The organism is Paenibacillus zanthoxyli JH29, from assembly GCF_000520715.1.
In the GTDB taxonomy this organism is placed as follows: domain Bacteria; phylum Bacillota; class Bacilli; order Paenibacillales; family Paenibacillaceae; genus Paenibacillus_AQ; species Paenibacillus_AQ zanthoxyli.
In genome coordinates this window covers 1-348 of record NZ_ASSD01000366.1, presented here as the reverse complement: position 1 = coordinate 348, position 348 = coordinate 1, and the positions used below count along the sequence as shown (strand labels likewise).

At 60.3% G+C, this 348-nt stretch carries 1 protein-coding gene; it reads right to left on the bottom strand.

Annotated elements, in window-relative coordinates; genetic code table 11:
• The coding region (locus L691_RS28825; RefSeq protein ID WP_036736977.1) for an LPXTG cell wall anchor domain-containing protein at positions 1-348 on the bottom strand (348 nt) is incomplete at both ends.

Genomic DNA, 348 nt, shown 5'->3' with positions numbered 1-348 from the left:
TATGGGTCAGCCAGCGGTTGAGGATAAGTCCGACCAGGATAAGGCCCAGGCCGCCCATGTATATCGGAAGCGAGCTTCCTTCACCGGTCTTCGGCAGGTTGCCGGAGGCGGGACTTGGCGACGGATCGGAAGGACCGCCTTTGGGAACGTCATCCTCGTCAATATCGACCCCGCCAAGCGGAACTTCCCCATCCGCAGGCACTTCCGTCGACGTAACACTTGGTACCGGTGAAGGCTGCGGCTCACTCGAGTTCGCCGGTCCTGCCGGAATTTGCTCATCCGGGATAATGACGGTCGAAGCCGTAGGTGTGGCTGATGGAGTCTGTGTACTTGCCGGCGGTGTCGTGA